The organism is Rhodococcus sp. 05-340-2 (genome assembly GCF_002258915.1).
GTDB lineage: Bacteria > Actinomycetota > Actinomycetes > Mycobacteriales > Mycobacteriaceae > Rhodococcoides.
Map to the genome: position 1 here is coordinate 38584 of NZ_NOYU01000032.1, position 26535 is coordinate 65118.

Sequence of the window (26535 nt, forward strand, 5' to 3'; positions counted from 1 at the left end):
CTGTGCACGCTCATCCGGCGACGCTGGTCATGATGGTGCCGGCGCTGGTGGCGATGACACCGCCGATCAGGGCTCCGACGACGATCTTCGGCGATTCCAGTGCCCCGCCGTTGTACTTCTCCCAGCCGAATTTTCCGCCGCCGTAGACCAGTGCACACACACCGGCGAGAAGGACAAACCAACTGAGCCAGCGGCCCAGGCGTAGGAAGCCGTCGGACTTCGGTGGCGCTTCGGGGGTGAGCTCGATCTGGGCGAGGATGTCGATTCCGGTGTGCAGGCTGTGCAGGATCATGGCTTTCCTTCTGTCGGGGTGGTGGAGCGTCGAACGTCGAGGAGGATGGCCTCGCGTAGTTCCGATCCGACGGTGGCGATGTCGGCGGGAACGTCTGTGGCACTGCGCTTTTTCTCCGGTTGCGGATCGAACGGTGACCAGACCGCCAGGCCGCTGGGATCTCGCGCGAGTGGGTACTGCTCGACCCAGCCGATGCGCCAGTCGCGGCCGACGAGTGCAGTGACGACGTCGCGGGTCTGCTGGATCTGTTTGGGCAGCTTTCGACCCGGTCGGTCGGCCACGGTGATCAGGCCGATGATCGTGGAGGGTCCACCGTGGCCTGCGGTGTGTTGACGAAGCAGTTCACCTGCTTTGACCAGTCCCGAGACGGTCTCGCGGGCAACGATCGCGACGTAGGGACTTTGCTTTCCGTACCCGCCGGGCCAGCGGTCACCGCAGTCGCCGGCGGGAGCGAGAACGTGGGCGAGGGTGCTCACGCCTGCGCCGCCGTGTGCGCCGAGCAGCCAGAGCATCGGGGACGGGGAACGATCCGGTAGTGGTATCGGCCTGTCCCATATCGGGAGCTCGCGTTCGGGTAGGCGCATCGAGAGATCTCCCGCACCGCGGGGTGTCTGGTTGCCGGGGGTCGCGAGGTGGGGAATGCTCACCGGCCCTGCCCTCCGGCGGCAGCGCGCACGGTGCTTGCCCGTAGCTGCTCGTAGGCAGCGGACGTCGCTGGGTTCAGCTCGTCGGCCGTAATCGGCAGCCCGGTGGCCAGGTGAGGGTCGTAGGGGATGTCGAGGACGGCGAACACTCTGCCGTGCAGGTGGTTTCGGAGTTCGTCGAGGTCGATTCCTGGTGTTCCCGGGAGCTGGTGGGATATCGCGACGATGGTGCGCAGTGGGCCTGCATCCGTGGCGGTGTAGCGGATGGTTTCCAGTGCCGCGCGCATCCGATTGACGGCATCGGCGCGGGCATGGACGGCCAGGACTATCGCCGCCCAGGGCTCGGACCGCAGCGGATCGGCTGCGGCGCGGCCGAACCCGCGGTGTCCGAGGTCGTAGATCGAGGTGTCGACTTGGCTGCGGAGGTAGCGATCGATGCCCCGGTATGCCGGCTCGACCGACTGCAGCCAGGCGCGCCCGAGTATGTGTGCTCCTGCCGAGGTCGCGGAGGTGCAGTCGGCGACCGAGGCCGGCACGTTGTCGGGGTCGGAGCTGTCGAAGGCGGTTTCGATGACGGTGTCGCTGACCATGGAATCTGCGCCGCGTTCGACCAGATCACCGCCTGCAGGTGTGGCGTCGACGACGACCACGTCGTGGCCGCGAGCAGACCATGCGTTGCCCAGTCCGAGTGCTGTGGTGCTCGCTCCTGCGCCCCCGCAGGCACCGAGGACCAGAGTCATCGGTGGTATCGGGTCGGGGGCGGGCACCGGTTCGGGGTGAGCACGTAGGGGAAGGACCCGTGCGCCCTGGTCCGCGGTGTCGGGTAACGGGCTCTCTGGGGGCGGGGTGAGCCATTCGCTCATCCATTCGGCGCGCTCTTCGGTCACTGTGCTGCTCCGATCGAGGTGATGAAGGTGCGGCCACCGGCGTCGGTGGTGCTGATGGTCTGTTTGTCCGTGGTGCGAGTGCCGTCGCTGTAGCGCTGCTCGAGGGTCACGGCGTAGGTGTTCGGGGCGGCGGCCCGGATGCTCACGCAGTGCTCAGTACCGGCGGGGATGGTGTCGATACCGCGTTGGAGCTCGTCGGCGGTTGCAGACTTCAACTGCGCGTTCGGGGCGAGGATCTCGCGGGCGGCCGCGCCGCTGCGTTCGACGTAGTAGGCGTGCTCGAACGCCAGGATCGCTGCGCTTCCCGAGGTGGTACCGCCCGGGCCCGCGCCGGTCACCACCCCGTCGGTCACCGATTCGGGGCACCAGGATTGGGCGAGCGCAGCGGTGGTGGTCGTGGGCGCGGGCAGCTCCGATGTCGAGGCTGGGGTCGACACGGCCTCGACCTCGGGCGTGGTGTCCGGGTCGGAGGTGAAGACAGCGACCGCAAGTGCTCCGACACCGACTGTCATCGCGACGGCCGCCGCGGTGATGCCGAGCGCGCGGGCGTTGACGGAGCGGCGTCGAGCGGGTCGCGGTCGTGGCGCTGCTGGCTGTGGGGGCGCGAGAAGCCAGTGTGACCCGTCGGCGGCGGACCGGGTGTCATCGGGCTTGTCTGCTGCCGGAACGTTCTGTGGCGGTGTGGCATCGGCCGCCGGGGTGGCGTCGAGGGGATCGAAGGGTGGAAACCAAGAGTCGAGGGAGGTCGATGCTTCGTTGTTGTATGTCATCATCTTTGGTTCCTCTCTTCGAGAGTCCCTGGCGCACAGCAGGTGTGCGCCAGGGGCTTTCTCAATTCGGCAGAGCAGCCGGAGTGGTCGTCGTGGTCGGCCTGGTGCTGGCCGGTGGTGTGACGACGGCGGTGGTGATCGCAGTGCTCGGGAGCGGGGAGCTGGGGTCGGCGTCGATGCCGCCCGTATCGGTCGAACCGTTAGCCAGGTCCTTGGCGAGCGCGACGAACCAGTCGGTCACGAACGCCGTCGCCGATTCACCTGTCGGGGTGGTCGGTGTCGACCCGTAGGAGCCGTGCTGAGCGATGGTCGACGAGTACTTCGTCAGGGTCGCCAGGTTCAACAGGTCCTTGTTGTCGGTGATGTTGTCTTTGACAGCGGTGAAGGCCTGGTTGGTCAACCGCGACGTCGTGGCCGGGGGAACGAGCTTGGCGGCCGCGCCGAGGAGCTTGGTTCCGAGCAACCCGACCGCGGCGACGGGGTTGGACATCCCGACTGTGGCGAGTTCGGCGATATTCGCCGGCGTCAGGATCTCTTTCGCCACCGTTTTCACGGCGTTGAACCCGATCGTCCCCACCTTGAGCAGAGCCGAGATCGCCTGGTCGGCAGTCGGTAGCGGAGTATTGGGATCCGATGCCGCCGCGAGACGCTCGGACAGGGACTTCTTCGGAGCGATCGACAGGTTCGCCAGCGTCGTTCCCTTGATGTCCTCGTTGACCACCGTCACTGCCGTCTTGATCGAGGTCATCGCCAACGCTTCCGCGACCGAGGACAGGGACCGAACCGGGTCACCGGCCGAGAGCTCGGACTGACCGGCGATGTTGGTCACCACCCGCAGGATCGGCGAATCCGACGGTGCGTCACACGCGAGATCTCCGGACTGGCAGAAGCTCGCGACCCGGCCGGTCAACGCGCCGTAGTTGCTCACCGTGTCCGACGTGGGCGCGATACCTCCACCGGTCGGCGCGTTCTGGTCGAGGGCCTCGATCTTCGAGACCTCTGTCCCTGCGGTGCCGGGTGCAGGCTTTGGGGTCGTCTGCCCTGGTGCACCGGGAAACAGCGGTGCACCCACGGCCCGAGTCGGGTCGCCGAAGGTGGCGACCCCGACGAGCTTGGCGGCCGGAATCGACCCCTGACCGGCTCCGACTTTCTGTGCCCACGTCGAGACCGCGTGAGCGCCCTGGCTGTAGCCGGCGGCGGTGAATTTCGTCTCCGGGCATGCGGCAGCGACCTCCGCAGCCATGGCGTCGATGCTGGTCTCCGCACCCTCGACCGACTGTGTGTAGGGGACGTTGCCGCCGGGCACCGCGCCTCCGAACCCGGCGTCGTACGGCACATACGCCCGCCCAGCGAGCTCAGTACCACCGGATACGGCTTTGGCCAGCAGAGGCATGAAGACCTGCGAAAGCATCCCGGTATCGGTCGTCGGCGCGGCATCGGGGGCGGACTCCCCGGTCCCTTGCACGCCGAGGGCGAACAGCGCCGGGCACGGCCCCGTGATGAGGTCCGTGCCCGACTCGCTCGGAGCAGCCAACGCCGGCGACGTGGCATTGACCACGACCGCCACAGTGGCGGCCGCAGCCAACGCCACGCGAGCAACGCGGAGCCGAGGACGCGAGGTCACAGGTGCCATCCAGCAGGGGCAACCGAATCCAGGAACGATCCCGCCTGCGCTGCAACGGTATCGGCGGCGGCGAGTACATCGGTACCGCCCGGCTGCGCAGCGACGATCTCCCGCACCTCCAACGGAAGCGCGGGTGCGATGCTCGCTGCCTCCGGAGGAGTCCACACCGGGGCCGCGAGTGGCGCGGGAGTAGGGGCTGGCGTGGGTGCCGGGGCAGGTGCTGGGGCGGGCGAAGGTGCTTCACCGAGGTTTTCGCCCGCACCGTATGCGCCGCCGACGACACCGCCGATGACCGCTCCGGCTGCGCCGACACCGGCCGCTGGAATCAGCGCTGCAGCAGCGCCGACCGCTGCACCGATCGCTGCACCGCCCGCTGTGGCGGCGACACCCACCGGGACAGCTCCGACACCGGGAATCAGAACCGACCCGACTCCTGCGCCGGTGATGCCGCCGATGGTGCCGCCGATCAGGCCACCGGCCAAGATCGCCGCCGGTGCTACGACTGCGTAGGTCGTGACCGCGGAGGTCGTTCCTCCGATGAGCACGCCCGCCGTGGTGCCGGCCGCCATCCGGTCCGAGCGTGTCGTCGGAATGCCGAGGTTGTTGAAGTACGTCGCGCCCTGGGCTTCGAGCACAGCGGCGGTGTTGTTGACACGGTCCGCGTCGTCCTGACTCAACCAACTTGGCTTCTCACCGGAGATTGCACCGAAACGAACGGTGTTGTCCGGAGCCTGAATCGGAGCAACCGGCGTACCCGGTGCTACGACCGTCTCGTCCTTATGAGGTTCGGGTACAGCGTCGGTCGAGGGCTGTGGGGCAGGCTTCGACGGCGTCTGCTCGACGGTGGGTTCGCTGTAGTAGACCGGCGCGTTGTAGTTGGGAACCGAACGGGTCGGTGCGTTGCGGTACTCCGCCGGTGGCACGTACGGGCCGACGTACTGCCAGTCCGCTGTCGTGCCTGAATCCTGATGCAGCACCGACGGGGACGGTGTAGTGACGCTCGGCTGGCCGCCGGGAACTTCTGTGGTCACCCCGGGCTGCCCTGGCGCGGCAACGGCGAATCCAGCGGTGGTGAACATCGTGGCCACCGTCAAAGTGAGCGCTGCTGTCGCTGACGCTGCGACAGGGCGAGGGATCGTACGGTGGCGTGCTTTAGTCGAAGAGCGAGTCGGCATTGTGGTGTATCTCCTTCGAGATTTGTTGTTCTACAACAAGTTTGGGTCTTAGATCGGTCGAGCAATTCAGCTAGTGACCAGCAGGGAGGCTATGTGGGGCAATCGGATCGGCATGTGTGGATGTCGATTCGATTGCCCCACGTCCTCAGTCAGAGCCAGCCGAAGATGACGGGCCAGATCCACAGCTGCTGGAAGATCCACATGGTGGGTCGCTATCTCCTTTCTGCGAGAGATTTTTTGGGCAGCGGTGTGTTCTCCCGCCGGGTCGCGCAGTTCGGTACACGACGAGGTCGAAGCGTTGCAACTGGCCTTCGCGTCGGTCCGTCAAGTGAGTTGGCTCGGCAACAGCCCCAGGGCGGTGAGTCCGTTGGCGAGCCATCTCGCGGTTGGCGTCCGAGCGGACGCCAACCGCGATCGGGGGCTACTAAGCCACGCGGCTCAAAGAGTGGGGCTGTGAGCGCGGCTTTCGGAATGTCAGATCTGAGTCTGTCCATTCGCTGATTACTGACCCGGTCTCATCGCATAGAAAGCGGTGCCTGCTGTGGCGGGGCTCGGATGGCAGTGAGCACACGGCAAGGCCGGCGACGCGGTCACTGACCGAGCGGCATGGGGCGTAGCCGAGATTCCAACTGGGAGTCATGTGTAACGTCGGCGCTTGCACGACGGATGTCATAGGTAATCTCCGATCCGATTGCGGTTCTGCAAGATCCGCATAGGCTGGGAGAGCCACTGCGGATACAACTCTGGCCCGATATTGGGCTCGTTCCGTAGGTGGAGAGGACTCCGGATGCGTTTCGGGACGACCAATCACGGCGCATCTGGGGTCTGCTTAATCGAAGCACTCTATTCGGGAGAAACCTCACCTTCTTTGCTGCGCCATACGACGCGTAGCCGTTGCATCTTGGGGGGAATGTCTTGTTGTACGACTCGTGCCGTGGACGAGCTCGCGCGGTGGCGCATTCAACGGCCTGGAGTCAGCATGTCCAGTATCTAAACAACCAATTCTATACATTAGCAGCTAAACATGCTTTATGTGCTACCAAACTGAGACAAGTGACATCGTGTTCTCCTGTGAGGTTCCATCGGTGAGGCGTCGGTTGCGTGGGTTCGCACCTGACAAGCTGCGTGCACGGAGAATTGAACTCAAGCTGAGTGGTGCTGAGGTTGCGCGCGTTCTCGGAGTTGCTCTGACGACGTACTCACAGTGGGAGCGAGGCCAGTCCCATCCCCGTGTAGACACTCTTGCTCGATGCGCCGAGGAATTCGGGAGCGAGATCAGCGACTTCGTCTCGGTGCCGGAGGACGAGGAGTACCTCGGTGATCTGCGAATATCCAGAGGGCTGACCCAGGGAATGCTAGCGAGTGAAATCGGCGTCAGTAGCCAGTACATCGGGGCGCTTGAGCGCGGGCAGAGCAAGCTGAGCGCGCCGGCCGCCCGCCAGATAGCTGAAGCGCTGGAGTACCCGACGCAACGGGTCAACGAGGCATACGAGCGTGCGCGGAAGCGGCCGCGGGGCGAACCGGCTTGATTGCGAAGTTGACTCTGGGTCGGCATTTTGGCTCCAAGACGCATGCTTGTTAGCCACGTGAAATGTGATCCACGTGGTGCTCAAAGGCTGCGTCTGAGGGCCATGCGGCCGACAGGAAGTCTTCGACTCTCCGGGAGAGTCGAAGGTGCCGAGGGCGAAGCTATCACGATCTTTCAGGGAGTGGGAACCTCAAGCGCCTGCTCGGAAGGTTGTAGCGCGGGGAGCACCGCAAGGACCAGCCGGTCGCCAAGTTGCCCGGGGTATGGCCGCAGCTCAAGTCGGGTCTGCTGCCACTTCCAGTCGGTCGCGTCGCCGCCGTCGATTGCACGGATGCGTACATCAGCTGACACGGGAGACGTGTCGTGAGTCCACTTCTCCAGAGCGTCAGACAGTGTCGCCCGGTCGTCGTCGTGCAACACGCCGCAACCGCTTGAGAGGTCACGCCATTTCACCCAGTTTGGAGCTTCCGGTAACCACATCGTCAAAATTCCGGTTCGGCCGTCGAATACCGCGATGCGTGTTCCACCGCTCTCAAGGCCGCTCGGCATTCCCAGCTCAGCCAATGTTGGTTTGTCGGGTTCCGTTGTGTCTGTCACGTCGTGCCATAGCAGCCTGAGGCCGACGTTGGGAGGGTCAGTTCTCCCTCTGCCCCAGCAATGCCAACGCATGACTCGGCCATCTGCATGGAGAACGGACATTGGGCCCTCCCACTTCTGACCGTGGGTAGGGACCAGTGCCTGGGCGAACAACTCCTCGGACCCGTCGAATTTGACGGCTTTGGCGTTGTATTCAGCCGGGGTTCGTTCCGGTACGTGATCAGCAGCAGAGACGCCGGACATCGCGGAAGCCTCTACTGTCTGCTCGATGACGGTGCGTTCGAGCAGCCAGGCTATTCCGGAAACGGTTCGCGCAGGATCGGGTTCGACCTCCGGGTCCCCCACCCAGACCTGTATGCCGTGGGTTTCCCCAGACGGCCCCAGAACCGGTACTGCGCGAATGCGGGCTTCGCGCCGACGGCCTTTGAAGAGCACAGCTTGCTCGGCGCAAGAACGACGTGTGAGTTCCAGAAATCCATGCAGATCGAATTCGGGCCCAGGTGACAAGCGGTCGATTTTGGTCCAATCTCGGACCTTCCCCCCAGTGCTGATGACTGTCATCTGTCCTGGAACCAAGGTTTCCACCAGGTGCCAGCTGTTCACGATGTCCACAGGTTCCCCTTCCTGATTGATCTAGACAAACGACGGTACAGTCAAGAGCGTCGCGAGATCGAGAGCTTCACCCCATGCGGCCTTAAGGTCACAGCTTCGCGGACATCGAGCTGATAACTGGGATCCGCCTCCAAGTCGTATCGGCGAACGATGGATGCCAACGCCAGCACAACCTCATGCAGGGCGAATTGCCTACCTATACACGCGCGCAGGCCGGTGCCCCAAGGTTTGTAAATGCGTTGATCGGACTTACCCGCATTGCCTGCAGCGAATCTGCTGGGATCGAAGTCACGTGCGGTCGGCCCCCAAGCTGCAGAGCGATGCAGCTGCGGAAGAAGGACGAAGACCCATCCCTCCGGAACGTGATAGCCGCCGAGGGTGGTCGCGCCTCGTTCACGGGCTTTGCGGAAGTAGCCGGGTGCCGCGGGCCAAAGCCGTAGAGTTTCATCGATTACGTGGCGCGTGCGCCGGAGTTTCGGCACGTCCTGAAAGCCGATGTCGATCTCGGAGGGCGCGATCTCGTCGATTTCAGTCCGTAGTTCCTGAAATATGTCGGGTCGGCGGCTCAAGAAGTGCAGGGCGAAAGCAGTAGTAGAGGCAGTCGTCTCGTTACCAGCGACTAGAAATGTCACTATCTGATTTCGGATGTTCTCTGGCGTCAGGTACTGGCCGCTAGACGGATCCGGACTTTCAAGCATGTGCTGCAACAGATCTGGTGGCGACTGACCTGAGCTTCCGTTCGAGATTCTTCGATGTATCAACGCGTCGACGGTGCTGCGGATAAACAAAATGTCGTTCTGGTGCTGACGGAGAGCTCCTCGCCCAAGCACGGTCCGAACTGCTGGTATGTCGTTCGAAGACCGGTTGACGAACTGGAGCGCGCGGGTGACGGCGTCCGCAAACGGTACAGGCTGGCGAAACGAGCCGAAGTCGTGTGAGACGGCGCATCGTCCGATCACATCGAAGGCCAGTTTGGAGCATTCTGCGTAAGCATCGATAGGTGTTGACCCAGCGTGTCTATCCCAGGCCTTCAGCAGTTCACTCACTGACTCCTGCATCGAATCGTGGTAGCCACGCATGGACGACTTGCTGAACGCAGGCCCCAGAACAGCATGTGCACGGTGCCAGTTCGGTTCTGAGTTGAAAGCAGTGAAGAGTCCGTCTTCGCCAAGTGCCCGTAGCTTTCGGTGAGGCAGAGCCAGAAACCTCGCCCAGTTCTCCTCGTCGTTGACTTGCGACACGAGCTCTGGATCCGAAACCACGACGAGTCGGTGGCCAAAGATCTTCCGCTCGTAGATTCCGCCGAGTTGGTCGGCCATCGCCATCTCTTTTTGCACCGGCTTGGCAGCATCAAGGCCAAGCACGTCTCCGGCAATCGGAAGCCGATACCGAGGATGCGGCAGTTTTGCTGAGGTCGCTCGAGCACCTTTCATGTGCGACAGTCTCTCGTACCTCGGTAGGCATCGGACGTTGGGCAGCCGCGTGCGACTCTGACGGGCCTAGGAGCTATTGCCTGATGGGAGCGTTCGTGCAGTGGGCGGCGGGTGCTTCTATGCAGTGGGCGAGTGGTGCGAGCGACGATTTCAGTCACCACCGTGTCTGTTCGGAGAAGTGTGGGCAAGCCGCCCTGTCAGGTGCGTAGGTGAGTCGGACGGGGATGCTCGCCCGTTCGGCCATCGTCGCGATCGCAGTGTGGAGACCGGCCCGATCGAGTGCGATCGGGTACACCCGGTTGGCGACCTCGCGCAGCTCGCTGATCGCTTCGTGGGATGCGACGTGGGCTTGGGTAAGGAGTTCGTGCACCTTGTCGGGCTTCTCGGCGCGACGTGCGCGGCCGATGAGCATTCCCAGGGCAACCAGTTGCTCTTGGACACCGTCTTGCAGGTCCCGCTCGATGCGGCGACGTTCGTTGTCGATGGCGTCGACAACGTGATCGCGGCTGCTCGTCAGCTCGGCAACCCGTTACTGCAGCAACCGGTCGGACTGCCGTCCGAGCACGTGGATGACGAACCAGCGGTCCAGCGATCCCACCCCGGCCACGTCTGTCGATAACGAAATTCGTTGCCGATAATATAGATTATGTCAGGTGGACCTATGCATGTTGCATCCGATGAATCATTCAGCTCCGGCAAACTGACTTCGTGCTTCTCTGGGTGAAGTACGAAATCTGTTCAAAATGAGGATATTACGTGCTGTTTGGCAGGTCGCCCGTTCGGACGCCCTTCTTGAGGCATCATCAGCCTGTAGTTTTCGCTGTTCAACATCACAGGCTGGCAGTGCTATTGGCAGTATTGATTCATCTGGTGAATCATTGATTCGTTGAACGAGACGAAGAATGGGTGTCATGGGGGTCGACAAGAGCGGACGCGTCGTCCTGGTCGAGTCGGTGACGGCACTGCATCCCGAGGAGCAAACGGTCAAAGACATGCTCACGGGATGGCGGAACCGGCAGCTCTGCCGAAATCTGTAGCTCGGTACCATCGAGCAACGGCAACAGGTGGTCGTGCGGTTCATCGATTACACCAACGAGTTCCCGTGGGCATGGACCCCGGCCATGGTGGAGGAATACTTCGGAGACCTCCGCTCGATTCGCCGAATCGCGGACTCGACGATCCGCAGCTATCAGACCTCGCTGAAGTTCTTCTGCTCCTACATCAGCCACCCCGACTACGGGTGGGATCGACTGTGTGAGAGCCGCTTCGGTACGCACCCCGCTCAGGTGTTCTTCGAGTGGAACACCGCAGCACACGTCCAGGACAACGAGCAGACACCGGCCAAGCGTGCCTTCACCAAGACCGAGCTGCAACTGGTGTTCGATCACGCCGACACCCAGGTCGACACGATCGCGGCGACAGGGCGCAAGGGGTGGCTGCCGGCCTACCGTGACGCGGTGATGCTCAAACTCGCCTACTCCTACGGGCTGCGCTTCAACGAAGTACGTCACCTGCAGACCGTCGACTTCGCCCGCAATCCCCACGCACGCGAGTTCGGCCGCTTCGGAGTTCTCAACGTGCGCTACGGCAAAGCCAACCGCGGGTCACCCCCGAAACGGCGCAGCGTGCTGACGGTCTTCGACTGGACCCCCGAGATCGTCGACGATTGGCTCACCCACGGCCAGCCCTATCTCGATGCGGGACTCCATCTGTTTCCATCCGAACGTGGTGCGCTGGTTGCCGAATTGACCCTGATACGCCGGTTCCGGCGCTACTGCACCGAGCTGCAGCTCTCGCCAGGGTTGGACCTGCACTCACTGCGTCGCGCGTACGCCACCCACCTGATCGAAGACGGCTGGGATCCGTTGTTCGTGCAACAGCAGATGGGTCACGAGCACGCCAGCACCACCTCCCTCTATACGTGCGTGTCGAGCGACTTCCGCACTCGCACATTGCGGCGGGCGTTGGATGCGACCGTGAGCGACGCTCTCGGTATGGAAGGAGAAATCTCGTGAAATGCACCGTCGACTACATCTGGCGCCTACCCAAGCTGATGGCCGCACACGGCATGCATAACAGCACCGACCTCATCCCCCGCCTGGTTGAACGCGGAATCTCCCTCTCCCGCCCGCAGGTCTACCGCCTCGTCACGCAACGACCCGAACGTGTCTCGCTGCAGATGATGGCGGCGCTCTGCGACATCTTCGGCTGTGGAATGCAGGACCTGGTCACCGTCACCGCAGCCGACGAACGCAAGAAGCGAACTGCGACGTCATCGGCACCGAACGTCGTGGAACTCAACAAGACAATCCGGCCGCGTCGCGCCCGGGTGATCCGCGATGACCATTGAAATCCAACCCCGCAACACCGTTCGAGGGCGACCGAGAACCGGTGGCGAATTCACCTGCGATCAATGCGGACGTGAAGCCGACAAACCGCGCGTGCGCTGGCCCGACGGCAAGATCTGCGGAACATGCTTCCACTCCGCGGTGCGCACCTACGGATACTGCACAGCATGCGGATTCGAGCGAATGCTCCCCGGACGAGTCGAGGACAGAGCGGTCTGTGTCGACTGCACCGGCATCGAGACCGATTTCCAGTGCACCGGGTGCGGCACCGAAGCCGAGCACTACCGACGCGGCATCTGCGCGCGCTGCGCACTCCGCGACGACCTCACCTCGCTACTTCTCGACAACCCGCCGATCCTGCTGCCATAAACACGCGTCAGCTGTCCGTAGGTGAGGGCATGCCCGGAGGAATGGTCGACGATTGCACGGAGGCTCTCATCTGGCGGCGCGATATCCCCGAGGATGTAATCGGCGAGATCTGTTTCAGGAATCGGTACCAGCGGAAAGGGGCTATCGAAAGGCAAAGTGTGCTCCGTGTTGATGAGAACCCGCGCCGGCACGTCTAGCTTGGCGGTCTGTGAATTGAATGTGCTTCTTGTCGAATCGAGTCCGGACAGGTTCAGGGGACAATGTCATCGTCGCTCACGTCGTTGGTCAGTTCGAGTAGCTCGGGGATCCGGACGACCAGCCGGTCACCGGGGGCGAGATACCGGGGCGGTGTCCGTCGGTGTCCGATTCCCGATGGTGTACCTGTCGCTATTACGTCGCCTGGTGCTAGTTCCGTAAAAGTGCTGACATACGCGATGATGGTTCCGATATCAGAGACTAAGTCGGCGAGCTTGCCGTGTTGGACCTGCTCGCCGTTCAGTTCGGTGACGATCTCGAGCGCCGACGGGTCCGGAATTTCATCGCGCGTGATGATCCATGGTCCCCATGAACCAGATCGGTCGAAGTTCTTCCCAGCGGTCGCTTGTTTGCTGTGCAGTTGCCATTCACGGATGCTGTTCTCCCCCATCACCGTGTACCCGGCGATGTGGTCGAGGGCTTCGTCGGCGGCGATATTACGCCCACGGGTGCCGATGACGACGGCGATCTCGCCTTCCCAATCGAGGGTATGGGAAACCCTGGGTCTTACCAACGGCTCGTGGTGGCCGACGAAGGATGTCGGGAATCGAGTAAACAAGGTCGGATGTTCACTGACCTCGGCTAGAACTTCACTGGCGTGAGTACTGAAATTCAAGCCTACGCATAGAATTTTGTTCGGTGAGGGGATCGGAGGCATCCACGATCCCCGATGCGCGTCCACTTCTGGATATGCGGACAGATCGATTCCAGTGATGTCGGCCAGATCAACCGAATCAAGAAGAGCCGCCAGCCCGTCGGGTCCGGCGTACGTCGAGATGTCGTGAACTGTGGCACCGTCGACGCTGGCCACCGTGATTTGCTGTCCGTCAATAACCATCGTGCCGAGTCTCATCGGCCCGCCCTCTCGTGTTCCATCAGACCTGCCGCCCTGGCGAGTAGGTGGTCAACTTTCGCGATACCGGAGGCTGTCGTCGAGATGAGCGGTGGGCGCACGTGCGCAGAGTCGATTCGCCCTTCGCGTTCGAGTACAAGTTTGGCTGTGGTGGGGTTGGTCTCGACGAATAACAGATCCACAAGAGGATGCAGCGCGTAGTGAATCCGTCGGGCTTCTTCGTACTTGCCATCCATCCAGTACTCGTACATTTCAGCGCATGCCCTTGGGGCGATGTTGGCGGTTGCGCTGATGAAACCGATGCCCCCGAGTGCCAGAAGAGGCAGACACAACAGTTCGATTCCCGACCAGACGAGCAACCCCTTGTCTGCTGCTTCTATCACGCGCGAAAAGTGCTCGAAATCCCTGGTCGTCTCCTTGATCCCAACGATATTGACTACGTCACGGTGTAGACGCGCGACCGTGTCGGGTGCAAGTTCGACAGCCGTTCGAGAGGGAACGTTGTACATGATGATCGGCAGATCCGGTGTCTCCGAGGCAACACGGTCGTACCATTCGTACAATGCCTGTTGGGTCGGTCGCGCGTAATAGGGGGTGATCACGAGCGCTGCATCCACGCCAGCACGATCGGCAGCCGCAGTGAGCTTGAGCGTCTCGTCGAGTTTAGCGGAACCTGTTCCAGCGATGAACGGCACGCGGCCCGCGACGGCGTCCGCTACCACCTCGATCGCTTCGATTCGTTCGTCGATCGTCTGAGAACTCGGTTCACCGGTTGAGCCGCCTATGGAAATACCGTGCGTTCCAGCATCGATCTGCCATTCCACCAACCGGCGAAGGCTGTCGGTGTCGAGTTGGCCATTGTCTTTGAACGGCGTAATCAACGGCGCGATCGACCCATTGATGTTGGAGGGATCGGTACGGAAACTCATCAGTTTTCCTTCGGGTCGAGTGTGTCGTGGGATCTCTTCCAAACCAGCGCCGCAAGAGCAAGGTCCGTCAGCCCGGAACCGAGCCCCTTGTACACAGTGAGCCGCGGATCAGTGGGCCTTTTCACGTCGCGGTCCAGGACCTCACCGAGCGAAAGGACCGAGCCAAGGTCGTTGCCGAAATGCTCCCGTAGTTCACGCGATCCGCGTGCAGCATTTTCGACGTCGTCGACTGTCGTGAAGTCGCTGAGCGGGAGTACTGAAGGGAGTAGTTCGGCCGTAGATTGCAGGATCGCGCCGACGGCATTGAGATGCGCGCCGCGTACCAGCCAGTCGCCGTCGAGAAACGGGTCGGACGCGCGGGTTACGGTCGTGACGATAGGCATGTCGCGGACCGCCGTGCGGGCGGAGTCGGCGACCTCGACTCTCAGGTCCAGCTCTGTCGCGATCCTGGACGCGAACTTGCGGCGGCTGCTTTCGGAAGGACTCCATATCCGAACCAGTCCGAGTGGCCGGATGGCGTGGATTGCGACGACCTGGTGGAAAGCTTGACGTCCGGTACCGAGTATCGCCAATTCTCCGGCTGATGGCGCGGCCATGATGTCCGTGGCCAATGCCGCAGTACCTGCTGTACGAAGCATGCCAAGCACTCCTGCGGCCATGACCGCCAGCGTTCGACCATCAGCGGAATCGAACAAGGTCAACACCGCAGAGGCTCCTCTTGGTGTATTGACCCAGCTCTTGAACGCAACGACATTGCCAGCACTATCCACCGCACCTAGAGAATGCGCAGTGCTGGTGTCGTCGAACTGCGACATAGTCTTGGGTATCGAGCGGGCCGTTCCGCGATACGCAGAGACGAGCACGCCGCGAAGTGCGGCGATTGCGTCGAGCTGATCGACAGCATCGACCACCTCGGCGTCGTTGAAGACCGAGATGGTTCCGCGGCCTGCAGCGTCGAGAGTTGAAGTCATGAGCACCTTTCGTGCTGAAGGTCGATGGCCCAAATCGGCAAGTAATGACGAGATACGTACAACGTTGATCTCACCTCTGATATAAATCAATTACGGATCTACGAATGCTGGGATAATTAAAAGGTTATGGTGCGGTATGGATACTCAGCTGTCATTTCGACGACTGGAGGTATTTCGGCTGGTCGTCGACGAACGCAGCGTCACACGGGCGGCCGAAATCCTGATGGTTGCCCAACCTGCGGTATCTGCACAGCTACGGGCGCTCGAATCGTGGGTCGGTGCAGCGCTGTTCGTTCGTCGCGGAAACCGGTTGGTGCTGACCGAAGCCGGGGAGAGGACGAACGAATGGGCAAAGAACGTACTCGCTGGCGCAGCGCAGGTACGTCGAGATGTCGGAGACCTCGCGTCGGGGGATGCCGGTCGTGTACTCGTTTCGTCAAGCATGGCTGTGGGAACCTATTTGCTTGCGCCCATCCTGGCGAAACTAGGAAAGCAACGTCCGAACGTCGACATTACAGTGTCGATCTCCCGGCCGGAGGAGTCGATTCGGGGCGTGGAGTCAGGCGAGTTCGATTTTGCTGTACTCAATTGGGACGAGCGGCACTTATCGGACTCGACAGAGTCAGAAGTGCTGCAGACGGTCAAACTGTCGGTCTATGCGACTGAGCATCTCGTGGCAATCGGCACTACCCTGACCGTTGACGAAGCGTTGGCGTTGCCTATGGTGGGGGCCCCGAGCGAAGTGGTCTATCAACGTAACTTGGTGGCCCAGCTTCGCGCCGAGGGATACGACGAACCGAGCTTCGTCATTCGGTTGGGGCATTCCGAAGCGATGGTCAGAGCAGCTATCGAGCACGATTGGGCCATTATCGCACCCTCATACGCAGTCGGCAGTGATAGTGCCCTAAGGCCCATCGATGTTCCCGATTTCTCACTCAAGGAACGTATTGTACTTGTTCATCGTAAGGATAAGCATTTCTCTCCGCTGCAGCTGGCAACGCTCGACGCAGTCCGCCACGGATTGGAGGGTGCCGCGGCGACCTCATCTCAACGACTAAATGAGGACTACCAGGAATAGTCTCTGATGGCGGGGACCATACGCCTCCCTCCCTCAGAATGGCCAGAACCGGACCGGACGATTCCAGTTCGCTCGGACTGTTGTTCATTTCCGGCCTGGAGCGGGTCGCCTCGTCGGAGTACAGGAAGTTAGTCTTTCCAGAAGGGAAGAAGTACCCGAAACTCGGCTAAGGGGGGCGCTATCTTGCCGTTTCATACCGGCTCCCCCTGCGTTCGTATGTGAGTGAAATTCCTTTCGTTTCGGGAGTGAAATACATGACCAGCGCGCCGAGGACAGCGGCAACGGAGAGGTAGACCGAGAACGTGTTTGGATGATCATTCTCGGCCAGCCATTGCTGCAGATACGGTGTCGTCCCGGCGAAGACGACCGCTGACAGGGCGTACGGGAGCGCAATGCCCGTCGCGCGTACCTCGGTCGGGAAGAGCTCGGACAATAGCGCCGGCAGGATGGATCCGGCCAACGTGAACAAGCAAAGCATCACTGTCATCGCGACCATGAAGCCGAGGGTCCCCTGGCGAGCAAGGTGATCCATCGGATAGGCAAGTATTCCGACTCCGATACCGAACAGGAAAAAGTTGCCACGGCGTCCGATTCGGTCGGACAGAGCTCCTGCACACGGAAACACGAACATGCTCACCGTCAAGGCGGCGACGCCCGCCCACAACGCCTCGGTAGGACTGAGACCGACCACATTGATTGCCCATGTCGTACTCGCTACGCCCCACGCGTAATAGAGGGCGGACAGCGACGCCATGATCAGGAATACACGGACGCCCGAGGCTCGGTATTTCCACAGAGCCGAAACAATGTTTTGACGCTGCACGGGCTGTTCTTCGAGCAATTGCGTAAATGCCCGCGACTCGGGCATGCGAGCCCGCATCACCAGCGTGAGAATGCCCAGTGCGAACCCGACCACGAACGGAATCCTCCAACCCCAGGTCGTCATCGCGTTAGAAGGCAGCGCGCTGTTCAGCAGCGCGCCCATCAGCGTTGCAGCGATGATAGCGATGGTGAACGACACATAGATGGCCGAAGACCACATGCCCCGGCGTGGAGCGGGCGCAACCTCAGCTACGTAGGTATAGGCGGAGGCGACCTCACCAGTGTGGGCCAGGCCCTGCAGCAATCGCGCGAGCAGCAATATGGCACCTGCCCCGAGGCCAGCCACTTCGTACGTGGGTACAGCGGCAATCAACAACATTCCGGCCGTTGCGCAACCAATCGCCAATAGCAGCGAAGACTTTCGCCCCAACCGATCAGCCAACCATCCGAAGAGGACACCTCCGAACGGTCTGATCAGAAAACCAGCGCCAAAGACGACGAAAGTCGACAGCAAGGCTGACGCCGGGTCGGACGGGTCGAATACCTGGGTGGCAAAAAGGGAGCGAACACGGCATACACCGCCCAGTCGTAACCTTCCAGACCGTTGCCCAGGGAGACACCGATCAACGTTCGGATTGGCGCGGAGGACGAAGGACCCTTCGGCCCGGTGTGCGCCGTAGTCGGCACAGGTTCGGGAAGTGCCTGATGCATGGAGGGGTATCTCGATTCGGTTGTGGAGTCCAGGTCGACGGGAACCAAGAGCGCCCGACTCAAACCCTGTGGTGCAGGTCACGGTAGCTGTTGACGCCACAAGGTGCCCAATACGAATTCCAACATCGAATCATCAACGAATACGTATAAGACGGTATCCAGCACGGATTAAGGAATCTCTTATGCGTCGATGCCTGAATATGTCTTCGACGTTTGTCGGGACGACGCCTAACGTCCATGAAGAAGCGTGCGAATGAGACGCACGCCACCATAGGAGGATCGATCGATGACGGTCACAGACTCAAACGACCGCAGCACTATCTTGAATTCAGGTGTTCGGCTCACCGATGTCAGCGGAACAGACTTGGATCTCCCCACCCCGTGGACGCCGATCAAGGTATCGCGCAACGAGATCGAGGCAGTGGTCGACCAGCTCGCGGCCGGCCCGCAGCCCGCCAATGGACGGCGAGCTGCGCTCATCGTCCATCCAGAATCGACACGCCGCGGGTTCGCACCCGGCATCGATGTAACGGTCGAGGTTCTACTTCCAGGTGAACGGACACTGCGTATTCGCCGAAACTCGACCCAGGTGCACATCGGCATTCGCAGCAACGGCAGCGTGACCGCCGATGGTGTCACCTTCCGGTTCGATGAACTGGATGTGTGCACGATCCCGTCGATGAAGCCGTTCCAATTTCACAACGACGGTGACGACCTCTGGGTGCGGTTGTCTTACTCGAATGCGCCTTTGCTCGCCCAACTGGGTACGCATTACTTTGAGCCGGTCGGAAGCGGCTGGACGGCCACTGCTCCCGTCGAAGGACCAATCGACATGGACGAACCCGTCGCGGTGGCGACCGGAGCGGCCCCCGATCATGTTGTCTCACCGGAGGGCGCCCGACTACGCGGGTACGAATTCCTCGTCGATATCGAACCAATCCCCGACAAACCCCTGCACTGGCCGTACGCCAAGACCTCGAACCTCATGTCCCAGCGACCCGGCGACGGCGAGCGGACGATCATGGCGCTTTACAACCCGTCGACTGAGCGCAAACAAGGTGCCACGAGCAGCTTCTTCGTAACGCTCTCGCAGATCCCAGCCGGCCATAAGCCCCATCCCGAAGGACGAGGACACCGACATAGTTCGGTTGCGATCAACTATCACTTCAAAGGTTCGGGATATTCCATCGTGGACGGGCAACGCATCGATTGGGAACCTGGTGACCTGTTGCTATCCGCGCCGTCATGGCGTGAACACGCCCACTACCCAAGTGAGACTGGCGTCAGTGCCTACACCGTACAGGACCACCCGTTGCATATCGGAATGGAATCTCTTGTCTGGCAGGAGGACCTGAACGGACCGATACTCGCCTTGGGGACCGAAGCAGGGCAGACAGGCTACCTCGCGCCACGGAATTGGGACGACGACAACACGTAGTCGACAGCGGCAACCGCCCCACCGCCCACCGTAGGACAGGAACGTCATGACCTTCGAACCCGAAACGCCCATCGACCCCGACATTGCTATCATCGACGCTCACCATCATCTCTTCGACCGGCCGAATGCCATCGTGGAGATGGTGATGCGGCGCAAACGTTTTCTCATCGAGGACTACGTCGACTACGTCTCCGACGGACACAACGTCGTCGCCTCCGTCGTCGTCGAGTCCCAGTCGATGTACCGCATGGACGGGCCTGACAAATTCCGAACTGTCGGACAGACCGAATTCCACAACGGCCAAGCAGCTATGGGCGCAAGCGGCGCCTACCGTGGGATACGCGTAGCGGATGGCATCGTCGGAACGATCGACCTACGACGGTCGACCGCACGCGAGACGCTGGCAGCGCATACCGAAGCAGCACCCACCAGATTCAAAGGAATCAGACAAGAGGCGCTCTGGGACGAGGACCCATCCATACTTGCTGGCGTCTTCGACCTCGGACCAGGGCTGTATCGCGACGAAGACTTCAGGCGCGGTTTCGCGTATTTGGCACCGATGGGATTGACGTTCGACGCATTCGTTCTCGCCCCCCAGCTCTCCGACGTAGCGGATCTCGCTCGCGCTTTCCCCGAGACGTCCATCGTCCTCGACCACATGGGACATCCGCTCGGCATCGGACGCCACGCAGGGCGCATGGAACAGGAACGTCCACAGTGGGAGAGAGATATGCGCGCGATTTCAGAGTGTGAGAACGTGACCGTCAAGATGGGCGGCCTCGGGTCGTTCATGTCAGGGTCCCCTACCTTCTTGGCCGACCCACCCGCAAACTCGGAAACACTTGCTGCCGAGTGGCGTCCGTACGTCGAGACCACAGTGGATTTATTCGGACCCGACCGCACCATGTTCGAGAGCAACGTCCCCACCGACGGGTCCGGCCCCTTCGCGAACGTATGCAATGCGTACCAACGGTTGACGGCTCAGTACTCGAAACCGGAGCGCGAATCGATCTTCGCCGGCACTGCCGCGCGCATCTACCAGTTGACCAATGTTCTTTCCCCTGCGTGACACGCCCCGACCACAGACTCGCCTCCGGAGGTACCCCGATGAGCACCAATTCACCAGCCTTCCCAATCGACTTCCGCGATGAAAGTTTCCTCGCGGGCGATAGGGCGCAGGCTTACGCGAAGCTCCGGGAACTCGGCACAGTTCCGTGGCCCAACATGAAGTCGACCTGGATAGTCAGTCGCCACCAAGATATTCGCGACATCACACGGTCTACGACCACGCGGGTTCAGCCAGCAGGAACAACCGCGCCTGCGTGGCTCGATGACAGCCCCGCTCGTGACCGCCTCCGGGCTAACCTTGTACAGATCGACGAGCCAGATCACAGCAGGCTACGCAACGTAGTCGGCCCATTGTTTATTCCGCGGCGGGTAGCGCAGTTTAGAGACTTCGCCACCGAATCTGTCGCCAGCGCGCTGTCGCAAATAACGGACGGTGAGACAATCGATGCCGTCCGGCAGATTGCTGTCGACATCCCTCGCGGTGTCATCTGCCGATTTCTCGGTATACCCGAGGAGGATTGGGGTTGTCTGACGGAAAGCCAACACGACTTTCTGATGATCTTCTCTCCGGTTCCGCTCGACGAACTGCAAACGACTGCGTTGAACGCGATTACTACCTTTTACCTCGACTACTTCGAAGACTTTCTGAGTACTCGAACCGCCGACGAGCACAGCCCGTACGTACGACTTCTACTTGAGGCCGAAGCGCGTGGCGAGCTCTCCCACATCGAGGTCCTGTCACTCATCCACACGGTTCTCGATGCAGGGTATGAGACCACCCGGACGTCCATCTCCAACATTTTCGAGATCTTCGCGCTACATCCCGAGATTTTCGCCGAGCTGAAGTCAAACCCAGCGCTCGTGGAGACGGCGACGGAGGAGCTGCTTCGGTTTCGTTCACCGCTGCATGTTCGCGAGCGTTACCTGGTCGAGCCGTTCGCCGCCTCCGATGGCACCGTCCTTCCGGCCGGTGCACACGTAATCCTGATGCTTGCAGCAGCCAACCGTGACGACACGGTGTTCGATAACCCGAATTCCATCGATTTCCGCCGGAGCAATGCCAATCAACACCTGGCGTTCGGCGGCGGACTCCACCACTGCCTCGGCGCGCCCATAGCGCGCCTTCAAATCCAGGAGACCCTCAAAGGATTGATAACCGGCTTTGATCGTATCGAACCCGCCGGAGCAGGATCAAGATTTCCTGACCTGATCTTTCCTGCCTTGACCTCACTTCCGGTCGCAATGCGCACCTCGGACGTGGTCCGACCGTGACTGCGGATCTGACACTCACCGTCACAGGTAAGACCGCGTTAACTGAAGACGTAGTTCAGCTCGAGCTGTCCTCAACAGAGCGCAAACTGCCCACATGGGACGCCGGGGCACACATCGATCTACAGTGCGGTTCGCATCTGCGAACCTATTCGTTGTGCGGCGACCCAGACGACCACAAGCACTACCGAATTGCGGTACTGCGCGAACCATCAGGACGTGGTGGATCGGCCCACGTTCACGACGTGCTCGCGATCGGCGACACAGTTGATGTATCGCTGCCGCGCAATCACTTTCGGTTAGCCGACGCACAAGAGTACGTCTTCATCGCAGGCGGCATCGGCATCACCCCTATCATCCCAATGATCGCTGCTGCACGCTCCCGTGGAATACCATGGTCGCTGTACTACGGTGGTAGATCCAGAGCCGCAATGGCTTACGTCGACGAGCTCAGCGCCCTCGGTGAGATGGTCGAACTGTTCCCGCAAGACGAATGCGGACCGTTGCCTCTGTCGGCAATACTGGGGGCAGTCGTTCACGATGCCAAAATATTCTGCTGCGGACCACCTGCCCTTCTCGACGCGGCGACCAAAGCGAGCAGTCATTGGCCCACGAACTCCCTTCACATCGAGAGGTTCATACCCAAGGATATCGAAGAGGCGACCGACTACCCCTTCGATGTGCACCTGGCTCGGCGCGGAACAACACACCATGTTCCAGCCGACCGCAGCATCCTCGATGTGCTCAACGACGCCGGTGTCAATGTACCTACATCGTGTGGTGTCGGCACATGCGGTACCTGTGAGCTCGCGGTCGTCGCCGGAACACCCGAACACCGCGACTCGGTCCTGACATTGGACGAACAGGCGGAGGGACAATACATGATGCCATGCGTCTCTCGTTCAGCAACAACGACTCTCACTCTGGACCTGTGACAGTCAGGACTTAATGAATCCTCGAACCTACGAGATGCGTACGTTCACCGACACACACGACCAGAGGATTAGTTTTGACAGCACCGCGCAATACCGTCGCGCAGTTACACACAGACCTATGGATTGGCGGCTACCAGACTGAATCCTCCTCCGGAGCGCGATTCAGCGTCATAAACCCTGCCACCGGAGCCGTCATCGCCGCGGTTGCCGACGCGACAGCCGCCGACGGACTGTCCGCGTTGGAGATCGCCGATTCAGTCCAAACGGATTGGGCTACAACAGCACCGAGTGACCGAGCCGGTGTGTTGCGTCGCGCCTATGAACTCCTTCACACGCGGGCGGAGGAGTTCGCGTCGTTGATCACGCTCGAAATGGGAAAACCATTGTCGGAGAGTCGAAACGAGGTAATCTATGGCGCGGAGTTCCTACGGTGGTTCAGCGAAGAAGCGGTGCGTATAGCGGGCCGATATGCTGCGGCTCCAACTGGAACGGGTCGTATCTTGGTGACCAAGAGTCCCGTTGGGCCCGTGCTGGCCATCACCCCCTGGAACTTTCCGCTCGCGATGGGCACACGCAAGATCGGCCCCGCGCTGGCCGCAGGATGCACGGTGATCGTAAAACCGGCTGAGGACACCCCCCTCACCATGCTTCTACTAGCGCAAATATTCAATGATGCAGGACTACCTCGAGGTGTACTGTCAGTGTTGCCGACATCCGACGCTGCGGGTGTCTCTGGGCCGATGATGGCCGATTCGCGACTACGCAAGATCACCTTCACCGGTTCGACTGCAACCGGGAAGCTGTTGATCCGCAGCTCGGCGGATCGTGTGCTCCGAACGTCTATGGAACTTGGAGGTAACTCCCCGTTTATTGTATTTGCCGACGCCGATGTCGACGCGGCAGTGGACGGAGCGATCCTCGCCAAGATGCGCAACGGTGGGGAGGCCTGCACAGCAGCAAACAGGCTCTTTGTGGCCAACTCAATACGTGAGGAATTCACAGACAAGCTGGTTGCGCGCGTGACCGCTCTGACGGTCGGCGCTGGTGACCAGCCGGGCACCGAAATCGGGCCCATGGTAAACCTGAAGCAACAGATTGCTGTGGGATCGCTTGTCGAGGACGCCGTCGCCAAAGGTGCGCGCGTGCGAACGGGGGGCTCCGCACCTGACTGCGACGGCTTTTACTTCACCCCAACCGTTCTGGATAATATTCCAACCGATGCACGGTTACTTGAGGAAGAGATATTCGGGCCGGTGGCTGCCGTGATCGGATTCGATACCGACGACGAGGCACTCACGGCGGCCAACGCGACCGCGTACGGATTGGCTGCATATCTGTTCACCACAAATCTCGATCGCGCGATCAACGTGTCAGCTGCCTTGGACGTTGGTATGGTTGGAATCAACAGGGGCGTAATTTCCGACGCCGCTGCACCATTCGGTGGCGTGAAGGAGTCGGGATTCGGTCGAGAAGGCGGCTCCGAGGGGATAGGCGAGTATCTCGAGACAAAGTACATTGCTCTCTAAAATATGCACGACACGCACCTCTGACGACAAGGGCAAGAGTTCGCCTAGGAATAGGGCGATACCGTGCAAAATTTGCGGGAGTATGCAGACTCGTTTCGTAACAGCGACAAGACCGGCGAACCGCAGGGGTTTTTCGCCTTACGCGCCATTGGAGACAACCTGAACGTGATGGCTCGACGTAACGGCGACGGAAGTATTCGCGTCTCTGTCTCGATCCGCGGCGACGAGAACTGGTTTGTCCAAAACCGTATCGATGCGGCGGATCCCGTCGGATCAAAAGCGCGCCTTCGGCAACTTTTTTCAGCCTGGGACCCGTCTTTGATCGCGATGCTTGATGCCACTGACGACCGGGTTGTTCCCCGCCCGATTCTGGCTACCCCACTGGATGTCCGTTGGAAGACACAACCAGACGTGACGCTACTGGGGGATGCTGCACATCTGATGGCACCTACTGGTGACGGCGCAAATCAAGCGATGCTGGACGGCGCAATCCTCGGAACCTCGATCGCCGAGACCCTGGAGGCGCGCAAGCCGCTCAGTGAGGCAGTCTGCGCATACGAGGCAGAGATGTTTCCTCGAGCCTCCGCGATCGCGGCAGAGTCCCGAAGGATGGAAGAACTAGGGATAGCGTCTGACGCAGCAAGGAATCTGGTAGCGATGCTCGCTTCTGTGGATTCACCCTGATGACACGGGCGCGCGGTTGTTTTCGAATGACCTGTGGTAGGTCCTTTTCTGTGACCATACCTGGGTCATGGCCGCTAACCGAGCAGTCAACCACCTCGCAGACTTTGCTAGAATTCGAGGCCAATCGTGTTGTGACAGAGACTGAAACACCGATGGTGCAAAATTGCGTCATTGATCGGAGCAGTTCCGATCGATGCGCCCTTGCCCTCAGGTCTTCTTGTCGAAGCGCGAGGCGCGGCCGGAGTGATGAAGATCGAGGACTGGCACAGCACAGAGGGCTTTCTCGCATCGGCCGAATCAACGGTATCCACCAACCTGCTCGGCCCGATCCGGCTGATCGCCGCATTCATCGATCATTTTCAGTTGCAACCAGATTCGATGATCCTCACCGTGTCGTCCGGTGTGGCGTTCACTCCCCTGTCGTTGACGCCCTCCTACAACGCCTCCAAGGCCGCGATCCACCTGCTCAGCGAATCCATGCGCCTGCAGCTGGTCGACACGAGCGTCAAAGTGCTCGAGCTGGTGCCGCCGTCGGTGCGCACCGCGCTCGTTCCCGCAGCAGAACAACCCGCACGCGGTTCCGCTCGATGAATTCATCGCCCAGGTCATGCAGATCATCGAGTCGCAGCCCGAAACGACCGAAATTCACGTCGACGCAGTCAAGCCCCTCCGCTTCGCCGAAGCAGCTGGCCAGTACCCCCCAAGCCGTCGCGCTCCTCAACAGCCTCAACTAAGCAAAGGACCACACTCATGCCCACCCTTGTTTCCATCCCCAACCTCGCTGGAAAACTGGCGCTGATAACCGGTGCAAGTGACGGCATCGGCCTTGAAATCGCATCCCGTCTGGCAAGTGCAGGCGCGGAACTGATTTTGCCGGTTCGCAATACGAGGAAAGGTGAGGCCGCGGCCGACCGCCTCCGCAGAGAATTCCCCGGCGCGCAGATCTCCGTCCGTGCCCTCGACCTCTCGTCCCTGAGCTCCATCGCGAAGCTCGCCGACCATTTGCTGCGCGACGGCAGACCGATCAATCTGTTGATCAATAACGCCGGAGTAATGACCCCGCCGTCGCGGCAGACCACCCAAGACGGTTTCGAGCTCCAACTCGGCACCAACCACCTCGGGCACTTCGCGCTTGTCGCGCAGATCCTCCCGCTGCTGACGGCCGGCAAGGCCCGCGTGACCAGCCAGATCAGTTTCGCAGCGAACTATCACGCGGTCAACTGGGAGGACCCGAACTGGGAACACAGCTACAACGGATCCAAAGCGTACAGCAGCTCGAAGATTGTGCAAGGCCTGTTCGCAATCGAGCTTCAACGTCGCAGCGATACCGCAGGCTGGGGAATCCGCAGCACATTTTCACACCCCGGAATTTCCCCGACCAACCTCCTTGCGGCCCAGCCGACAATGGGTCGAACGAAGGACACCATGACGGTGAAGATGGTGCGCACTTTCTCCCGTCTCGGCATCATCGTCGGCACGCGGGAATCGGCGGCTCAGCCGGCCCTTCTCGCAGCGACCGACCCGCAGGCGGCCGGCGGTTCGTTCTACGGACCTAAGGGCTTCATGCACCTCGGGGGCGCCGCAGCGACTCAGCCCATCTACAGCCGGCTGACCAGCGAAGTCGACGCTTGCCGTGCTTGGGACCTCTCAGAACGTCTGACTCGCATGAGCTTTCCCGTCACTTCCTCTCCCGCAGAATGGCACTAAGGAGCATCAC

General features: G+C 61.1%; 25 protein-coding genes and 2 pseudogenes. 14 read left to right on the forward strand and 13 right to left on the reverse strand.

What is annotated here, in order from left to right; translation table 11 throughout:
- Positions 1-10: 10 nt before the first annotated feature.
- From CH271_RS19815 to CH271_RS19840, 6 genes are read right to left on the reverse strand one after another with little or no spacing between them, the layout of a single operon-like run.
- On the reverse strand, positions 11-292 hold the full coding sequence (locus CH271_RS19815; protein ID WP_032393576.1) for a hypothetical protein: 282 nt from the start codon (positions 290-292) through the stop codon (positions 11-13).
- Positions 289-939, reverse strand: a complete 651-nt coding sequence (locus CH271_RS19820) for a DUF6668 family protein (RefSeq protein WP_052049178.1) — start codon at positions 937-939, stop codon at positions 289-291. Before CH271_RS19820 ends, CH271_RS19815 begins: the two co-directional genes overlap by 4 nt.
- The gene (locus tag CH271_RS19825; protein WP_052049179.1) at positions 936-1823 is read right to left on the reverse strand and encodes a MinD/ParA family ATP-binding protein; all 888 of its coding nucleotides are present in this window, start codon (positions 1821-1823) and stop codon (positions 936-938) included. The genes CH271_RS19820 and CH271_RS19825 overlap by 4 nt, the downstream gene beginning before the upstream one ends.
- Entirely contained in the window at positions 1820-2596 is a 777-nt protein-coding gene (locus CH271_RS19830) for a hypothetical protein (protein ID WP_052049180.1), read from the reverse strand. Before CH271_RS19830 ends, CH271_RS19825 begins: the two co-directional genes overlap by 4 nt.
- Positions 2597-2654: 58 nt before the next feature.
- A complete protein-coding gene (locus CH271_RS19835) occupies positions 2655-4226 on the reverse strand; it encodes a cutinase family protein (RefSeq protein ID WP_052049181.1) in 1572 nt (523 codons plus the stop codon).
- Complete coding sequence (locus tag CH271_RS19840; RefSeq protein ID WP_141216002.1) at positions 4214-5296, reverse strand: hypothetical protein; 1083 nt, start codon at positions 5294-5296, stop codon at positions 4214-4216. Before CH271_RS19840 ends, CH271_RS19835 begins: the two co-directional genes overlap by 13 nt.
- A 1181-nt stretch (positions 5297-6477) precedes the next feature.
- On the opposite strand from CH271_RS19840, the gene CH271_RS19845 reads away from it, so the two are divergent.
- Positions 6478-6921, forward strand: coding sequence for a helix-turn-helix transcriptional regulator (locus CH271_RS19845; protein ID WP_176457417.1), 444 nt, complete (start codon positions 6478-6480; stop codon positions 6919-6921).
- 173 nt (positions 6922-7094) lie between these two features.
- On the opposite strand, the gene CH271_RS19850 is transcribed toward CH271_RS19845, so the two are convergent.
- The 3 genes from CH271_RS19850 to CH271_RS29345 all read right to left on the reverse strand — a co-directional run bounded on the left by CH271_RS19850 (position 7095) and on the right by CH271_RS29345 (position 10025).
- On the reverse strand, positions 7095-8129 hold the full coding sequence (locus tag CH271_RS19850; RefSeq protein ID WP_230596589.1) for a GAF domain-containing protein: 1035 nt from the start codon (positions 8127-8129) through the stop codon (positions 7095-7097).
- Positions 8130-8170: 41 nt separating this feature from the next.
- Entirely contained in the window at positions 8171-9562 is a 1392-nt protein-coding gene (locus CH271_RS19855) for a cytochrome P450 (protein WP_032393579.1), read from the reverse strand.
- Positions 9563-9716: 154 nt separating this feature from the next.
- Positions 9717-10025: a histidine kinase gene (locus CH271_RS29345; protein WP_306436876.1), complete on the reverse strand. Its 309-nt coding sequence runs from the start codon at positions 10023-10025 to the stop codon at positions 9717-9719.
- On the opposite strand from CH271_RS29345, the gene CH271_RS29350 reads away from it, so the two are divergent.
- The 4 genes and pseudogenes from CH271_RS29350 to CH271_RS19880 all read left to right on the forward strand — a co-directional run bounded on the left by CH271_RS29350 (position 9906) and on the right by CH271_RS19880 (position 12279).
- Entirely contained in the window at positions 9906-10181 is a 276-nt protein-coding gene (locus CH271_RS29350; protein ID WP_230596590.1) for a hypothetical protein, read from the forward strand. The two genes, CH271_RS29345 and CH271_RS29350, sit on opposite strands and share 120 nt — an antisense overlap.
- A gap of 292 nt (positions 10182-10473) precedes the next feature.
- A pseudogene (locus CH271_RS19870) lies at positions 10474-11577 on the forward strand (tyrosine-type recombinase/integrase).
- Entirely contained in the window at positions 11574-11912 is a 339-nt protein-coding gene (locus tag CH271_RS19875; protein ID WP_032393581.1) for a helix-turn-helix domain-containing protein, read from the forward strand. Before CH271_RS19870 ends, CH271_RS19875 begins: the two are co-directional and overlap by 4 nt.
- Positions 11902-12279, forward strand: a complete 378-nt coding sequence (locus tag CH271_RS19880; protein ID WP_032393582.1) for a hypothetical protein — start codon at positions 11902-11904, stop codon at positions 12277-12279. Before CH271_RS19875 ends, CH271_RS19880 begins: the two co-directional genes overlap by 11 nt.
- 250 nt (positions 12280-12529) lie before the next feature.
- Here CH271_RS19880 and CH271_RS19885 read toward each other — a convergent pair whose 3' ends face one another.
- Genes CH271_RS19885 through CH271_RS19895 form a run of 3 tightly spaced genes read right to left on the reverse strand, consistent with a single transcriptional unit; the run spans position 12530 to position 15287 of the window.
- Entirely contained in the window at positions 12530-13372 is an 843-nt protein-coding gene (locus tag CH271_RS19885) for a fumarylacetoacetate hydrolase family protein (RefSeq protein WP_094618272.1), read from the reverse strand.
- Between the two features lie 11 nt (positions 13373-13383).
- Positions 13384-14316 carry a 4-hydroxy-tetrahydrodipicolinate synthase gene (dapA, locus tag CH271_RS19890; protein ID WP_032393584.1) on the reverse strand — a complete coding sequence of 311 codons (933 nt, stop codon included), beginning with the start codon at positions 14314-14316 and terminating at the stop codon, positions 13384-13386.
- Entirely contained in the window at positions 14316-15287 is a 972-nt protein-coding gene (locus CH271_RS19895) for an ornithine cyclodeaminase family protein (RefSeq protein ID WP_052049220.1), read from the reverse strand. Before CH271_RS19895 ends, dapA begins: the two co-directional genes overlap by 1 nt.
- Before the next feature lie 136 nt (positions 15288-15423).
- Between CH271_RS19895 and CH271_RS19900 the strand changes: the two genes are divergently transcribed.
- Entirely contained in the window at positions 15424-16365 is a 942-nt protein-coding gene (locus tag CH271_RS19900; RefSeq protein WP_032393585.1) for a LysR family transcriptional regulator, read from the forward strand.
- A gap of 178 nt (positions 16366-16543) precedes the next feature.
- On the opposite strand, the gene CH271_RS19905 is transcribed toward CH271_RS19900, so the two are convergent.
- Positions 16544-17998 (reverse strand): MFS transporter, encoded by a 1455-nt coding sequence (locus CH271_RS19905; RefSeq protein ID WP_306437412.1) that lies wholly within the window; start codon positions 17996-17998, stop codon positions 16544-16546.
- Positions 17999-18184: 186 nt separating this feature from the next.
- Here CH271_RS19905 and CH271_RS19910 point away from each other — a divergent pair, with 186 nt between their 5' ends.
- From CH271_RS19910 to CH271_RS19945, 8 genes and pseudogenes are all read left to right on the forward strand, one after another.
- Entirely contained in the window at positions 18185-19336 is a 1152-nt protein-coding gene (locus tag CH271_RS19910; RefSeq protein ID WP_052049186.1) for a hypothetical protein, read from the forward strand.
- Positions 19337-19382: 46 nt separating this feature from the next.
- On the forward strand, positions 19383-20405 hold the full coding sequence (locus CH271_RS19915; protein ID WP_032393586.1) for an amidohydrolase family protein: 1023 nt from the start codon (positions 19383-19385) through the stop codon (positions 20403-20405).
- 38 nt (positions 20406-20443) lie between these two features.
- Positions 20444-21676, forward strand: coding sequence for a cytochrome P450 (locus CH271_RS19920; RefSeq protein WP_032393587.1), 1233 nt, complete (start codon positions 20444-20446; stop codon positions 21674-21676).
- A complete protein-coding gene (locus CH271_RS19925) occupies positions 21673-22608 on the forward strand; it encodes a PDR/VanB family oxidoreductase (RefSeq protein WP_094618274.1) in 936 nt (311 codons plus the stop codon). Before CH271_RS19920 ends, CH271_RS19925 begins: the two co-directional genes overlap by 4 nt.
- A 74-nt stretch (positions 22609-22682) precedes the next feature.
- On the forward strand, positions 22683-24134 hold the full coding sequence (locus CH271_RS19930; RefSeq protein ID WP_032393589.1) for an NAD-dependent succinate-semialdehyde dehydrogenase: 1452 nt from the start codon (positions 22683-22685) through the stop codon (positions 24132-24134).
- Positions 24135-24197: 63 nt separating this feature from the next.
- The gene (locus tag CH271_RS29510) at positions 24198-24818 is read left to right on the forward strand and encodes an FAD-dependent oxidoreductase (protein WP_052049187.1); all 621 of its coding nucleotides are present in this window, start codon (positions 24198-24200) and stop codon (positions 24816-24818) included.
- A gap of 237 nt (positions 24819-25055) precedes the next feature.
- Positions 25056-25617: pseudogene (locus CH271_RS19940) on the forward strand (SDR family NAD(P)-dependent oxidoreductase); the annotation flags it as partial.
- Positions 25569-26525 carry an SDR family oxidoreductase gene (locus CH271_RS19945; RefSeq protein ID WP_032393590.1) on the forward strand — a complete coding sequence of 319 codons (957 nt, stop codon included), beginning with the start codon at positions 25569-25571 and terminating at the stop codon, positions 26523-26525. The pseudogene CH271_RS19940 and the gene CH271_RS19945, both read left to right, overlap by 49 nt.
- Positions 26526-26535: the final 10 nt, after the last annotated feature.

Coding starts and splice junctions, on each gene's coding strand:
- CH271_RS19815 (WP_032393576.1), bottom strand. CDS start 292: ATGATCCTGCACAGCCTGCACACCGGAATCGACATCCTCGCCCAGATC.
- CH271_RS19830 (WP_052049180.1), bottom strand. CDS start 2,596: ATGATGACATACAACAACGAAGCATCGACCTCCCTCGACTCTTGGTTT.
- CH271_RS19835 (WP_052049181.1), bottom strand. CDS start 4,226: ATGGCACCTGTGACCTCGCGTCCTCGGCTCCGCGTTGCTCGCGTGGCG.
- CH271_RS19840 (WP_141216002.1), bottom strand. CDS start 5,296: ATGTTCACCACCGCTGGATTCGCCGTTGCCGCGCCAGGGCAGCCCGGG.
- CH271_RS19855 (WP_032393579.1), bottom strand. CDS start 9,562: ATGAAAGGTGCTCGAGCGACCTCAGCAAAACTGCCGCATCCTCGGTAT.
- CH271_RS19880 (WP_032393582.1), top strand. CDS start 11,902: ATGACCATTGAAATCCAACCCCGCAACACCGTTCGAGGGCGACCGAGA.
- CH271_RS19885 (WP_094618272.1), bottom strand. CDS start 13,372: ATGGTTATTGACGGACAGCAAATCACGGTGGCCAGCGTCGACGGTGCC.
- dapA (WP_032393584.1), bottom strand. CDS start 14,316: ATGAGTTTCCGTACCGATCCCTCCAACATCAATGGGTCGATCGCGCCG.
- CH271_RS19895 (WP_052049220.1), bottom strand. CDS start 15,287: ATGACTTCAACTCTCGACGCTGCAGGCCGCGGAACCATCTCGGTCTTC.
- CH271_RS19900 (WP_032393585.1), top strand. CDS start 15,424: ATGGATACTCAGCTGTCATTTCGACGACTGGAGGTATTTCGGCTGGTC.
- CH271_RS19910 (WP_052049186.1), top strand. CDS start 18,185: ATGACGGTCACAGACTCAAACGACCGCAGCACTATCTTGAATTCAGGT.
- CH271_RS19915 (WP_032393586.1), top strand. CDS start 19,383: ATGACCTTCGAACCCGAAACGCCCATCGACCCCGACATTGCTATCATC.
- CH271_RS19920 (WP_032393587.1), top strand. CDS start 20,444: ATGAGCACCAATTCACCAGCCTTCCCAATCGACTTCCGCGATGAAAGT.
- CH271_RS19945 (WP_032393590.1), top strand. CDS start 25,569: ATGCCCACCCTTGTTTCCATCCCCAACCTCGCTGGAAAACTGGCGCTG.